The following is a 12,938-nucleotide window of genomic DNA, read 5'->3' on the forward strand; positions in this document are numbered from 1 at the left end:
GTCAGCCATGGCGAATAAAGCGCTGAAATATGGTAAGAACGCAGACGAGGCTTACTTGACTCCTGTGTTGCGATCCAACAAGCACCGTTTTCTTCTGCCATTAAGGTGGACTTACGATGTTCGGCATGTTCATGACCACAATGCGCACAAACAAAAACAGCTTTTTCGGGGGCGCCTTTTGGCCACTTAATTTGTGACCAAACAATGGGTTGTAGAACACCACATGCATCACAAGGGACATTGTAATATCTTTGATCACCTAGCACAAAATCCTTGGCGATACGGCTTGTGTCACGGTGTGTCGGCGTGGACAATTTAAAAATTTTACGTTGAATAAAAGCAGAGGTTCGTTTTTCCGCAATTGTTACAGGATCGCCTTCATTATCGACATTCAATGGGTAAGCATCGACTTCATCCAAAACCAAATAGCGAATAGGAGAAGAACGCAATCCAGCAGCACTATTTGCTCCTGTAATCATCAATGTCCCCCCATAAAATTCCTTTGAAAACATTGTATTTCCACTGTCTCTTGCACGAGCAGGAGCAATGCGTTCACTTAAAGCAGGGCTAGCTGAAATCATCGGATCAAGACGAGACTTTGACAGTTTCTTAGCGGTCTCCACTGTCGGCATCACATAAAGGGCAGGTCCTGGACTATGATGAATGGCATAACCACAAAAGTTCAACGCTGCTTCCGACATTCCAATCTGAGCCCCCTTCATCACAACCGTTGTTTCAGTCGGATCATAAACAGAAAGATTATCCATGATCTCTCGTAAATAGGGGGTACGTATAGTCCTCCATAATCCAGGCTCAGCACTCGTAACTGTGCTCAAATAACGATTTTTATCAGCCCACTGGGAAACAGTATAAGGCGGGTCAGGACGGCGTCCTTCATTCGCATAGCAAAAAAAGAGCCCAGCATCAGAGGACGAGGGCGAAGCATCACTTATCATGTTCTGGATTCTCTTCTAAAATGTTGGGATCGTGAAAAGAAACAGGGACGACATTTTCTACTAAAGCTTTGCGCATATGATGATCGATAGCTCCAATAAGGCTCGCAGCATCACATCCCACTTGCGCCGCAATTTCAGTACCAAAGCGATAGGCAAAATTGAGCATTGTATCTCGATGCGCTCTTCCAAAGTTCCATGCTTCTTTTCTCACTTCTTCACGATCAACAGTTGTTTCACGCAATCGTTCAAGTGCAATCTTTTCTTTTGCTAGCGCAACTTGCATTCGCTCCAGTTTTATCTTGTATTCATTAGCGCCCTCTGTAGAGGCTTGTTTGATCTTTGTTCGCGGTTGGCCATCCGGTGCTAAAAATGGAGCAGGGCGTTTTGTTGGATTCTCATTCCAGATGGCTGTTGCAAGGGCTTCATTGACAGAACCATCTTCAAAAAGAGCCGCATCAAATTTACCTGTCTTAAATCGAGAAACCACCGCATTATGTGAAACACCCATCTTCTTCGCAAACGCACGAACCGATAGACCCTTACGATTCTTCTTATTCATAGTTGCTCCTTGCCTTGATTTCCTTCCCAATTACGAATAATTGACAATCCGGTATAATCGGGTATATATTCCGGTATGCGAACGGATACACTTCAAGTTACATAAGGATTATTGGTTTTCAAAAAAAACTTTGAGATAAGGTGCGGCTGCACAAAAGAAGATTGGGACGCTATAGATTCTCCACCATTGACAGATGAAGAACTTGCATGCTTAAAGCCAGCTAAAGACGTTTTACCAGCCTCCTTTTTTAAGTATGTAACAGAAGAGCGCCGTAAACGTGGGTGAAGTCTTAAAAAAAGCAAGCGGTTGTTAAGCCAAACAATCTCTCCACTTAAAAAATAATGCTTTACAGTTGAAATTAAACTTCAATTGTATTACATTGAAATACAGTTGAGAGAGGAGAAATCATTATGGCTACCAGTCGCATGGTGCAAGCGCGTGTACCGGAAGAAATTCAAAATGTCGCTAATCAAGTTATTCAAGCCTCTGGTTTGTCAGTAAGTGATGTCGTGAGAGTGTTGATGACACGTATAGCGCAAGATAAAGCTATTCCTTCTTTTTTGTTTCAACCCAATGCAGAAACCATAGCAGCTTTTGCCGAACTTGATGAAGGCAACTTAAAAAAGTTTCATTCCGTAGACGAATTATTTGATGATCTCTATGCGGACGATTGAACGTACGACTATCTTCAAACGTGATTTCAAGCGCGAGATGAAAGGACGATATCGGCATCTTTTAAGTACAGATTTGCATCAAGTCATTGTGGCATTAGCAAATGATCAACTTTTAGAACTTCGGTATCATGACCATGCATTAACTGGAAATTGGAAAGATTATAGGGATTGTCATATTCGACCTGATTTGGTTTTGATCTATCGCTTGATTGGTCAAGATAGGCTAGTTTTAGTGCGTCTTGGTTCTCATTCACAACTTAATCTATAATTTCAATTAGCCACCTCCCCATTTTTGAGAACGGGGAGGGGACTTCTGTTTTTGAACTTAAGCAACCTTTTTAATAGGGTTCTCGAAATCTGGTTCATAAGCGCGCAATAAAGGATCCATGCTATGCGGCAGTTCTGAATCACCAAAATCTGTTAGAACTGTTAAGATTTTAAGTATACTTGGCATCTCATCTTGAAGTTTTAAAATTAAAGCTTTTTCTATGACACTCATAGTATCAACCAGAGCTGTACAATCTTTATCATTCATATTTTCATGTCTAGAAAATTGAGATAATGCCAACCACAAATCGCATAAGAAATTGGTATCTATCTTCATTGCACACCTCCATGGATTTGCTCTCTTAAACATGCCAATCCTCTGGAGGTGATTTTCGTTGAAGGGAGCACCTTTTCTGTACCATCTGGTCTTTGAATGGTGATAGCAGGGCAGTCCATAAAGCCTTTCTTGATTTTATCCTGATAAGGTAACAGAGGCGCCCCCGGAGCACGTCGATAGACCCAATCATGTTTACGCAAGTAATCGGTTAAATCTTTTGGTCGTACTTCTAACATCTTCGCGGCTTCGATAAGACCAAACAACCCATCAGAACGCTTTAAACCTTCCAAAGCTTCTGCTTTTGGCTTGAGTGTACTTACCTCATTTCTTAAGTCTTCTAATTGATTAATACTCTCTAAAAGGAGCTGTTTAATCGTAAGAGGATTTTCCAATGCATTGGCAAGATCTATTCGTGGTGTTGCTACTTGTTTTGCACGTTTTTCACATTCTATAAAATATAAACGAGCTTTTCTACCTTTCTTATTGTTCTCCACCATAGAAAGTTCTTTGGCTACACTTAAAGTGAGAGCATAATCTTTAGAGGGACGACCACCTTGGAGGTTTTTCCCAAAATTGGGAAAAACTATATAATCTCTGTTTTCGACAAAATCATATTTGTTGATGCGTTCAGTAATCCAGTCTGCAAACTTTTTACCTACTCCTAAAAACGCATGTAGATCACGTGCATTTACTGTCTGAATCGCATCGCCATCAATGACTTGTTCTGTAATTTCTATAAGAGTGTTCATGTGAACTCCTAGTTGTTAGATGTTTTTCATTGACACTCTAAAGAGAGTGCCGGGCGCTGAAAAACACGGCAACTAGCCCGTCGTTATGCCTTTCCCATAAAGGGTATTGTATAGCGTAACCACACCCGACAATGCCATTATATGCGTGTAACATACAATGAGTCAAAACTTTTAGTTGGCGGAGAAGAGATTGTTTCGGCAATCCATCCGCTAGTTGCTTTAAGGTGTTTTTCAAGCACCTGATTCGACAATAAATATAACGATACTGTCTTGTCAAGTGATAAAAAACTTTTTTCTAAAAAATAATCCACTATTGTACAGTGTGTATATGAGTACAAATTAAATTCGTTATTTATCAATATGTTATGTGTACAATGTACAGTCGATTTGAAAACTCTGTCGCTAGCGATAGTTCGCGCTCGTCCGCCCCGCAACAGACCCAACCCGCTGGGAAGTACCTTTTGCATTGATTTTATTTACTTTTTTTATGAAAAAACAAAGCATAAGTGATAATCTGTTTTTAAAATTGCAATAAGAATATGTAATGCCTAAACTCATAAGGATATGGAATATATAGATAAAGCTTGAGAACATGATCTAGCCTTTTTTATTAGCAGCGTATTCTTGACGAGAAAGTTGTCTCTGTATGTTTTTGGTTAATCTTTCATTGGCATATTGTGCAATAGCACTTGCAATCTCTGGCTTGGACATCACTTTAGCAATTGAAGGTCCTTCTTGTTTTGCAATGGGAAATTTATCTCCATCCGCTCTTTGAAATACATTACCATTCAGCTTTTTTAATTCAACACGCTTTGGAAAACTGCCTCCCTTGATAAAACCATGGGGTAAGATTTCTTTCTTTCCAAACAGTGTGTAAGTTACGCCGCGTTTTGTTTCGTTTACTTTAAAAAATTTAAGAGGTATTGGTGTTCCAGAACCAATGATATCTGTCTCAAGAAATCTTGCTGTCGCCTTTTCTTTAATATAAACACCTCTTCTTATACGCTTTATTTGGGCTGATGAGATGTCAGCAACTTGCTTTTCAGTAAAGCGTTCAACTTGTTTTGCTGCAGTGTTTAGAGCATTACGCAGAGCCCAATTAAGGCGTGGTGCTTGAAGGCTTGTGAAGGTATCTTTTGCCTGTTGAAGATACCATTTTTGGTGGATGATTAATTTCAACTTCTAAGCCTTTTTTGGGGTAGATGTTGATGGCTTGGAAACTTTAGATGCTTTAGGCTTTTCGAGAGAGGTTTCCTCTGTTACTGTTTCAGATGATATTTGGTTGGGTTCTTTTTCTATTTGCTTAATTTGTTCAACTCCCTTGTCGGGCTTTATTTTTGTTTTAACATCAACAAAGGGTTTAGCAGCATTTGCACGCTTGAGACGTGCGTAGACTTGATTAGAAATCTCCACAAATGGATTATTGGGAGTTGAAGTTTCAAAACGAACAGTGCTTTTATTGTCTCCAACAACACACATTGGCTTAGTGATGACAGCTTTCATCATTGCTCCTTTTGCGTCATAATTAATGACATCATTAGTCAATTATTGATTTTTGTTATTTGAAAAATAGATTAGTCAGAATTACCCAGAAAACAGGGCTTTCTAGCCACGTTTCAAGATCACATTTTACTAAATTTTTAGAGGATATTTTTGAATTTTGGACGCAATTCGACCAGTACAGCAGCGTCATTAAATACGACTTTTCACATATTGTCAACAAAAAAAATCAATATATTGTGTTTTTTTTATTTTTTTACCTAAATATGCTGCTTTACAAACAAATGATGCAAATATTCCGTTCCCAAAAATCGTTTATACGTTAAAGCATTTACCATTTATTTTTTGGATAAAAATACTTCTGGAGAGCATTTAGAGCAATACGCAAAGAACTAACAAGATGTGGTAATGTTTGGTTTTCTATAACAAGATGTCGTATCGCGGCATAAAGATTATACTGTCTATAGAGGTGTTGTGCTTCTTTGATAGCCTCTTGCATGTTTGAAAACTGTTCTGTTGCAAATTTAATCCATTTTTCTTTTGCTGTCTCATCAGAAGATGAGGGCATTTTATCATAAACAGCACTTGGCAAACCTTTTGCACACGAATAGTCATTTTTCACTTCAAGATATTTTTGCGCAGCATCATATTGGTCTTGATTTATTTCGCCTTGCAAATAAAGCCGCCCGATATAGGTGCCGGAAAGCGGATTTTTAGCCTCTTCTATGGTCAAGCCAAAGCGTTTGGCACGCATTTCAATTGCCAATTTATCCATGGGTTCATGCGGTGTTTTTGCTCGTGAGATACGTCCATTTGGTTCTCTGATACATCCTTTAATCCGTGGACGACCGCGTTTTGCACGTTTTTTTCTTTTTGTCATATTTTTTTTTCAATCAGAATGGTATGCTATCATTATTAATGAGTGCACTATGATCAGCAGCCCCTGAAGCGATAGCATAATTTTGAGAAGTAATAGGTGAAGGGGTAGGGAATGCCGATTGCTCTTTTTTGGCATCAAGCAAATACAACTCGCCTTTGAATTGTGGTAAGACAATCTCTGTTGTGTAACGGTCATGACCATTTTTATCTTGCCATTTACGTGTTTGTAATTTGCCTTCTACGTAAACCTTTGAACCTTTGTTTAGATATTGAAGTGCAATTTTTGCCAAATGTGGATTAAAAATCACCACGGAATGCCATTCTGTTTTCTCTACTTTTTGATTGGTTTTTTTATCTGTATAGCTCTCAGAAGTCGCTATACTAAAATTGACTATTTCTGCTCCAGAATTCATTGTTTTGCTTTCGGGATTAGCACCAAGGCGCCCGATTAACGTCACTTTATTTAGCATATTTGTAGCCCCATTAGATTAGCAATTTATACATGAAAAATCCTAGCATAATTTTCTTATTTATTCAATTATTTCAGTTTGTTAATAACAGTTTTTTTAAGTATTACATTATAATATTAATTTGACAAATTATTCATCAAAAAACCATGTCACACAAATGGCACAGCTTTCTTATTTCTGCTTTTAACTTTCCAATAAATATCCTTTTATTAAGAGTCTGTATCAAACTTTTTTGTTCGATTTATTGTTGACTATCGAACCTTTTTGTGCGATATTCATTTTATGCAGAAAGGGGAGGCTAAATGAAACGAGAAGCGCTGCTTAGGGAATTACGTAAAGAAGCCAGAAAAAGAGGCATTCATTATAGTGAAGCTCCTGATGCAGGTAAAGGGTCACATTATTTGGTAACTTTTGGAGACAAGACAACCGTTATAAAATCTGGTGAATTGACCCCACTTTACGTGAAAATAATAAAAAAGCAGTTGGGGGTATGAGTTACTCTCTCAATGGCTTAAATTTTTCGTTTCAAAAGCATTTCGATTATGGCGAGGAGACCTAAACATGGAGTACACGTATCAAGCAAAACTGGAATCTGATCCAGATGGTGGTTTTATTGTAACCTTTCCAGATGTACCAGAAGCAATAACAGCTGGAGAAAATAGAACTGAGGCATTAGAGAATGCTGTTGAAGCTTTAGGGTTAGCATTACGGAGCTATCCTATGCGCGGTTTACCTTTACCAGTACCACAGCAATATAAAGACCTTGTAGAGGTCACGGTAGATGCTTGGAATGCTCTTAAACTTGCAGTGGTAGAAGCCTTTAATGAAGCGAATATCACAAAAACAGAATTGGCACATCGTTTGGGTAAAAAAGAAACAGAAGCAAGACGCATTCTTGATCCAAATTATCCAACTAAGCTTCAAACACTAGAGCAAGCACTGAGCGTTCTTGGCAAGCAAGTCGTTATTACAATCAAAAACGCGGCTTAACTTCCTCCCCACTTTTAAAATGGGGAGTTATGTTTTTAAATCTAAGCAGCTTTTACGACAGATCTTGCTAGAACCTGTTTTGCTTCTTTAATAAGGGCTTTGTATTTTCTGTTCTCTTCATCTACTCTGAAGGCATCAAGAAGACGCATATGAATAGGACCTAAAAGATATAAAACTTTTTCGCCAGCGTTCATACCTTCCCAATAACTTGGCAAATCAAAGCGCGTATCATTATCATAATCAACAGCTTGGTTTTTTAGTTTCTTTTCACACTCAATAAAGTAACGGCGTGCTTGACGTCCTTTCTCATTGCGTTCAACCATAGAGAGCTCTTTCGCCATGTCTAAAGTGAGATGGTACTCTGTCATGTTTACATTTTGACGCTCCCCCGTTTTGGGGAACGTTAAAATATAGTCTTTTGTGTGAACAAATTTATATGTTTTTATGCGGTTTTTAATCCATGTCGTAAAGTCGCGACCTACTTCTAAAAATGTATGCAATTCACGTGCATTGACCGTTTGAACAATTTCCTGATCAATTGTTAGTTCTTTAATTTCTATGAGAGTGTTCATGTGAACTCCTGTTCGATTAGACGTTTTTGATTGACACTCAATAAAGAATGCCGGGTGCTCAAAAACACGGCGAACAGTCCGTCGTTACGCTTTTCCCATAAGGGTATTGTATAGCGCAACTACACCCGACAATGCCATTATATGCGTGTAACATACAATGAGTCAAAGCCTTTAATGTGCGGAAGAAAAATTGTGTCGGCAATCTATCCGCTGTTCGTTTAAGGTGTTTTTGAGGCACCTAATACCGAAGATATACATTACAGAAATAATGTCAAGCGGCTTCCGATAGTTTTTTATCTCCTTGTTGATTTCATCTATGAACGTTGAGAAGAGACAACGCCATTTAATCTGAACAGTTTTATAAAATCGGAAATTTTACTTTTGGTTTTTAACTGAGCACTGTAGTGTGTAAATGGATATATTTATTAAACTGCGTGTATGTAACATAAGAAACAATACACAAACTAAAAAAGAATACCAAAGAGCAATATCTGAGTACCAAAGTACAGTATCCAATGGAAAAGAAAGCTTGTAATTCACGTACTTAGAGATGACAGGTAAAAAAACAGTTTCTTTATAACTATTTGGAAAAATTAAAACGATAAGCGCTAAACTTATTAGTTTTAAGAGTCTGTGCAAATACTGTTGTAAATCACGTGTTAGTTTCACCCAACCCGTTGTATCATCATCTTTATATTTTGGATTGCTCTGCAATTCAGAAGGAATATGAGAATTGCATAAAATTGCAAAAACAGTTGTGACTATTACCAAAGAAACAGATGCGAATGTCAAAATACTCTGAATAAAGTCAAGATTTTTTTTAATTCCTAAAAAACATAAAAATATAAAAGTTATAATACCAAACAAGGCTCTTAGCTGTTTATCTGTAAACATATTTATTTCCTGCGGTTTTCGATAATTTTTTGATCTCTTTATTGATCTCGTCTATAAGAGGTTCGTAATTGAGAACGCTTTTCGGAATAGCACCACCGTAAACCCATGCTTTCACTTGCGCTTTGGTACTAAAATCCGCATTTTCTGGTGTGGTATAATACTGGCCGCCATCAAACTTTTCACACTCTCTTGTACCGTCTTCATATTCGTAGAGGTTGTAAAAATACTCCTCTGCTCCGTCCCCCCAAGGAACATAACCAACAGCTGTTGCAACCCACTTTTTTCGCATGGGTTGTTTACGGATTGTTAAGAATAAATGTTTAAAAATGAACATGCTTTAATCCTAATTTTACCAATTGGTCTATTTTCCTCAAATTTGATCATACAGAGCGTTTTATATTGCAGATGTTAGATTCTATCATAAAATCTTTAAATCGCTTTGTAAGGTGCTTTTTTGTCGATTTAAACGCATGTCTAATCGTAAAAAGATCAGCACTTTTCACTAGTTTGCTGTGGACCAAAGCGTTTCATTATCCCACCAATGCCATTTAAAGTTTCTTCAAGCTCTTGCTTGTGAACAAGCGTTAGTGGTCTAAAATGCTCTTTCGCTGTTTTTTCTTTGAGTGTTTTCTCACATGTGTTTTCAATTGCTCTACGTACAGTTTCGGCTTTTGAAAGAAGGGTATTTTCTAGTGTCTGGCAATAAGTTAAAAGCTCTCCACAAGTTGGCATAAATGTTTTTGATATCCCAATTGCTTGACCAGTTACGATATCTTCGACGCCTTTTTTCAGAGCATATGCTGAAATCCGTTCCAGCATCATGCTATAGGATAGAACAACGGCTTTGGAATCTGTGTTCGCAGGGACTCTCATGCTTGAGAGTAGGAAAGAAGCTTGCTCAATTTGCTTAACTGAAGCTTTCACAGAGAGCAACGCTTGTAGAAGATTGCAAGCATCTAAGGTTTGCTCTTCCTCCTGTTTCGTCAATGTATTCCCAGCTTTCAGCGTCAATGGATACCCCGGACTGATCATTTCCATAATCTTCTCCAGATGAGAGATGATCTCTGAGTTCGTTGAAGCCTTCTGCAAGCTGTTCTGTGAAAGTTTTCTGAGTGAATTTTCCATGATAACCACCTAACCGTTTTTCCTGTTCTAATCTTGCTTTTTTCTTTGCTAGCGTTCCGATAGGGCTTGTGACCCAATTGTACCAAGTCCTTTGCCAATCTCGTTTGTTTGCATTTTTACCTGGGTTTGCTATCCAGTAATTTGTGAACCGTTCGGTTTCTAACAGCGCCTCATCATGCGTTAATCCTTGATCGATTGCGTATTGCAAATTAGGTTTGAAATCCTCTGGCAATCGACAACCGCGATTAGCTTGCGCTCGTTTTGCTTTTTTGGGAACGTTCTCTTGCTCGTGAATGGGAGGTTGGTTTTCTACACCCGTTGTGATTTGCTCTGATGTGGTCTCAACAGCAGCAACCTCTGTTGGCTCGTCAACCTGTTCGTTTGTTTCTAAACTTTCAGAACCAATTTCTTTTTTTGCTAAAACGTTAGTTTTAGTTTTTTTATATATATTCTTATTCTGGTTCTTTATAGCTTGATTTTGCTTAGCGTTTGCTTCAGCAAAAAAAACGTTTTGCTTGTCATTTGCTTCAGCAAAATTATTAACATGTTGTTTTGTATTATTTTTTGCTTGTGCACCTTTTTTACCAGCCTCACTACGAACTTGCGATATGTGCTCTTTTTTATCAGCAAAATCGTTCAGCTCTTCTTCAACGCGCGTATTCCACAATCCATTATCTGTCTCAACAAGTTTATCATTCCTCATTAAGTATTCGACAATAGCTGCAAATTTTTTCTGCGAACAATTGCAAGCACGTGCAAGCGTTTCAAAATCTTCTTTAATTGGTGCTTTTTTATCGTACATGCGAACGAGAAGCGTCATATAAGCGCCCCTTTGCTCTAACGTCATTCCATCTGTACCACTTATCCAGTCATACAAATGGAATCTTATCCATGGCATTGCATTAGACATGCGCGCCCCCTTCTTTTATTAAATATAAATGAGTGATCATAATCCCCCCCTTAAGGCTCTACGTATTTATATGTTTGCTATGACAGAGCGTTTAGTCATAAATTAAAAAAAATGAACTTACTCAATTCAAAAATACACTGCATGCCTCATCTCGTTACATTTAATGTTTGGACCGATTGTGTTTTTCAAAAATTTTTTGAGAGTTTTCTTTGAAATATTTTGTGTCGCCATGCATCTTTATGGACAATTCTGGTCCTAAAGAATTTTTGGCTATTAAATGGTTGTTTTCATCAAAAGAAAAATTCCAATCAGAATTATTAAAAACGATTGTACAGCCTTCTGGAAAACCTATTTCCTGTATTAAATCTTTCAAAATATAAAAAGTATAATATGATTTTTGCAAAACATTTACATAGCTTTGCTCTTTTTTACGATATAAATAAAAAACTTTACGATAGGCCCACAAACAAAAAACCGTAATTACATTGGTCGTAAAAAGTATAATAATTGCCGCTAAACCATAATCCATCTTTACTTTCTTTCTTCTTTAAGAGTGTGTATGCTGCTGTTGCTGTTCATTATTATCTGTAGAAGCAGCAGTAAAAGCAGGCATAGAGCTAGAACTATCCTTCAACTTTTGCAGCTTTAGATAATTTATTACGGAGATAGATCCTCTTTTTTCCCACTTGCAAACAGCTGCTTGAGTTACACCAAGCATTTTCGCCATTTCTGATTGTGTCCAATTAAATTTGCCCCGTATTGACTTAGTCAAATTCTTAAAATCTTCTCGTTGATCCATTTACAAGCTCCAATTACAGCTTTGTCTTATTTTATTCATATAATTATAGTTATATAAAGTCAATGAAATTTATCTTTATCAACGATAAAAAAATAAGGTAAGCAGAAGTATGAGTAATAAATCTAATATTATAAACACATTAAAAAAGATTTTGACCGAGTTTAACTTAACGCAAGAAGATGTAGCCAAACGGCTAAACGTAACACAAGCTTCAGTGTCTAAGTGGTTAAAAGATTCTGATCCACGCGGCTCTAATAGAGATGCCATTTTAGAATTATATAAAGAACTAAAAGGGGATAATCACTTCACAACTTTTGTTCCTCTTATGGGGTATATTGGAGCAGGAACACAGATAGATCCAAGTTTTGAACAAATCCCTGAAGATGGTCTTGAACAAGTAGAAATTCCTTTTGCTTTACCTGATGATATGGTTGCTTTTGAAGTTAAAGGAGATTCTATGATTCCAGCCTATAAAGATGGAGATATGGTTATCGTAAGACGGCGCCAAATTAAAACAATAGAATCCTTTTTTGGCAAAGAAGCCGTTATTTTAACACATGATAATAAAAGATATATAAAGCAGATTAGCAGGGGCATGAATGGTGAAATAGATCTGCTTTCTTGGAATGCCTTACCTATTAAGAATGTTAAAATTGTGTGGGTTGGAGAAATATTTGCTATTTTGCCAATAAGTTCTTACAGCAAGATGATTCGGACTTATCGCTAATTATCCTCCCCTCTTATTCAGCAAGATATTATAATATTTTTTATAAAAATATAATTTTTTATAATTTTTTGCTTGCTATTTTATAATTATAGTTATATAAGTAATTATACAAACCACGCACAAACAATCGCCAAGAGGCGTTAGGGAGGAAAAATTATGGAAAATCCAATTCTTATAAATTCCAATGAAATTTTATTAGTTACCTACGATAAAGATCAACACATTGCAGAGTCTGGACCACTTGATGCAAGCCAAATTCTAAGCATTGTTGATGAGGTAGATGATGCAATCCAAATCTTTCGTATAAATCCCTCTGAGAAGAGTTGTGAAGATATCTCTGAAGAGATTGCAGACGCATATGTAAAAGAAAATATTGAACATCTCTATGAGGAGAGTAAAGTTCATGACTTTGTACGCGAAAGTGATGCTTACCAAGAACTTTTAGACGAGATCGCAGACGAAAAATATAATGATGAGATTTACGGTACTTACGAACAACAACACCGTTTGCGTCCTTGTGATGTGCTTTA

Annotated in this window: 21 protein-coding genes; 6 read left to right on the forward strand and 15 right to left on the reverse strand. The window is 37.3% G+C overall.

Features of this window, described 5'->3' with window-relative positions:
- Positions 1-956 (reverse strand): phage terminase large subunit family protein (locus ACFIJJ_RS08310; protein WP_375646602.1); only part of this gene is annotated, 956 nt, incomplete at its 3' end.
- On the reverse strand, positions 946-1,515 hold the full coding sequence (locus ACFIJJ_RS08315; RefSeq protein ID WP_375646604.1) for a hypothetical protein: 570 nt from the start codon (positions 1,513-1,515) through the stop codon (positions 946-948). The genes ACFIJJ_RS08310 and ACFIJJ_RS08315, both read right to left, overlap by 11 nt.
- A gap of 410 nt (positions 1,516-1,925) precedes the next feature.
- Between ACFIJJ_RS08315 and ACFIJJ_RS08320 the strand changes: the two genes are divergently transcribed.
- Positions 1,926-2,189, forward strand: a complete 264-nt coding sequence (locus tag ACFIJJ_RS08320; protein ID WP_100129267.1) for a type II toxin-antitoxin system RelB/DinJ family antitoxin — start codon at positions 1,926-1,928, stop codon at positions 2,187-2,189.
- Positions 2,176-2,457, forward strand: a complete 282-nt coding sequence (locus tag ACFIJJ_RS08325) for a type II toxin-antitoxin system YafQ family toxin (protein WP_375624077.1) — start codon at positions 2,176-2,178, stop codon at positions 2,455-2,457. Before ACFIJJ_RS08320 ends, ACFIJJ_RS08325 begins: the two co-directional genes overlap by 14 nt.
- Before the next feature lie 57 nt (positions 2,458-2,514).
- Here the strand turns inward: ACFIJJ_RS08325 and ACFIJJ_RS08330 are convergent, their stop codons facing one another.
- The 6 genes from ACFIJJ_RS08330 to ssb form a co-directional block, all read right to left on the reverse strand.
- Positions 2,515-2,793 carry a hypothetical protein gene (locus ACFIJJ_RS08330; protein WP_375646605.1) on the reverse strand — a complete coding sequence of 93 codons (279 nt, stop codon included), beginning with the start codon at positions 2,791-2,793 and terminating at the stop codon, positions 2,515-2,517.
- Positions 2,790-3,542 carry an antA/AntB antirepressor family protein gene (locus tag ACFIJJ_RS08335; RefSeq protein WP_375646606.1) on the reverse strand — a complete coding sequence of 251 codons (753 nt, stop codon included), beginning with the start codon at positions 3,540-3,542 and terminating at the stop codon, positions 2,790-2,792. Before ACFIJJ_RS08335 ends, ACFIJJ_RS08330 begins: the two co-directional genes overlap by 4 nt.
- A 597-nt stretch (positions 3,543-4,139) precedes the next feature.
- Entirely contained in the window at positions 4,140-4,721 is a 582-nt protein-coding gene (locus ACFIJJ_RS08340; RefSeq protein ID WP_375646607.1) for a hypothetical protein, read from the reverse strand.
- 3 nt (positions 4,722-4,724) lie between these two features.
- A complete protein-coding gene (locus ACFIJJ_RS08345) occupies positions 4,725-5,045 on the reverse strand; it encodes a hypothetical protein (protein ID WP_375624069.1) in 321 nt (106 codons plus the stop codon).
- A gap of 328 nt (positions 5,046-5,373) precedes the next feature.
- Positions 5,374-5,922, reverse strand: a complete 549-nt coding sequence (locus ACFIJJ_RS08350; protein ID WP_375646608.1) for a hypothetical protein — start codon at positions 5,920-5,922, stop codon at positions 5,374-5,376.
- A 13-nt stretch (positions 5,923-5,935) separates the two neighbouring features.
- Positions 5,936-6,391 carry a single-stranded DNA-binding protein gene (gene ssb, locus ACFIJJ_RS08355; RefSeq protein WP_375624065.1) on the reverse strand — a complete coding sequence of 152 codons (456 nt, stop codon included), beginning with the start codon at positions 6,389-6,391 and terminating at the stop codon, positions 5,936-5,938.
- A 302-nt stretch (positions 6,392-6,693) separates the two neighbouring features.
- On the opposite strand from ssb, the gene ACFIJJ_RS08360 reads away from it, so the two are divergent.
- Positions 6,694-6,885, forward strand: a complete 192-nt coding sequence (locus ACFIJJ_RS08360; protein ID WP_004859817.1) for a hypothetical protein — start codon at positions 6,694-6,696, stop codon at positions 6,883-6,885.
- Positions 6,886-6,952: 67 nt separating this feature from the next.
- Positions 6,953-7,381: a type II toxin-antitoxin system HicB family antitoxin gene (locus ACFIJJ_RS08365; protein WP_375646610.1), complete on the forward strand. Its 429-nt coding sequence runs from the start codon at positions 6,953-6,955 to the stop codon at positions 7,379-7,381.
- Positions 7,382-7,422: 41 nt separating this feature from the next.
- Here the strand turns inward: ACFIJJ_RS08365 and ACFIJJ_RS08370 are convergent, their stop codons facing one another.
- The 7 genes from ACFIJJ_RS08370 to ACFIJJ_RS08400 form a co-directional block, all read right to left on the reverse strand.
- Complete coding sequence (locus ACFIJJ_RS08370; protein WP_375613915.1) at positions 7,423-7,953, reverse strand: antA/AntB antirepressor family protein; 531 nt, start codon at positions 7,951-7,953, stop codon at positions 7,423-7,425.
- A gap of 375 nt (positions 7,954-8,328) precedes the next feature.
- Complete coding sequence (locus ACFIJJ_RS08375) at positions 8,329-8,847, reverse strand: hypothetical protein (protein WP_375646611.1); 519 nt, start codon at positions 8,845-8,847, stop codon at positions 8,329-8,331.
- Positions 8,834-9,181, reverse strand: a complete 348-nt coding sequence (locus ACFIJJ_RS08380) for a hypothetical protein (protein WP_041581397.1) — start codon at positions 9,179-9,181, stop codon at positions 8,834-8,836. The genes ACFIJJ_RS08375 and ACFIJJ_RS08380 overlap by 14 nt, the downstream gene beginning before the upstream one ends.
- Before the next feature lie 155 nt (positions 9,182-9,336).
- Positions 9,337-9,771: a hypothetical protein gene (locus ACFIJJ_RS08385; RefSeq protein ID WP_273790335.1), complete on the reverse strand. Its 435-nt coding sequence runs from the start codon at positions 9,769-9,771 to the stop codon at positions 9,337-9,339.
- Positions 9,755-10,882, reverse strand: coding sequence for a YdaU family protein (locus tag ACFIJJ_RS08390; RefSeq protein ID WP_375646613.1), 1,128 nt, complete (start codon positions 10,880-10,882; stop codon positions 9,755-9,757). The genes ACFIJJ_RS08385 and ACFIJJ_RS08390 overlap by 17 nt, the downstream gene beginning before the upstream one ends.
- 160 nt (positions 10,883-11,042) lie before the next feature.
- Positions 11,043-11,411, reverse strand: a complete 369-nt coding sequence (locus ACFIJJ_RS08395) for a hypothetical protein (protein WP_375613947.1) — start codon at positions 11,409-11,411, stop codon at positions 11,043-11,045.
- Between the two features lie 18 nt (positions 11,412-11,429).
- Complete coding sequence (locus ACFIJJ_RS08400) at positions 11,430-11,681, reverse strand: helix-turn-helix transcriptional regulator (protein ID WP_375646614.1); 252 nt, start codon at positions 11,679-11,681, stop codon at positions 11,430-11,432.
- A gap of 109 nt (positions 11,682-11,790) precedes the next feature.
- Here ACFIJJ_RS08400 and ACFIJJ_RS08405 point away from each other — a divergent pair, with 109 nt between their 5' ends.
- Entirely contained in the window at positions 11,791-12,408 is a 618-nt protein-coding gene (locus tag ACFIJJ_RS08405; protein ID WP_375607534.1) for a helix-turn-helix transcriptional regulator, read from the forward strand.
- 156 nt (positions 12,409-12,564) lie between these two features.
- The coding region (locus ACFIJJ_RS08410; protein ID WP_375646615.1) for a hypothetical protein at positions 12,565-12,938 on the forward strand (374 nt) is incomplete at its 3' end.

Source organism: Bartonella sp. TT29SHDZB, assembly GCF_042193395.1.
Lineage (GTDB): Bacteria > Pseudomonadota > Alphaproteobacteria > Rhizobiales > Rhizobiaceae > Bartonella.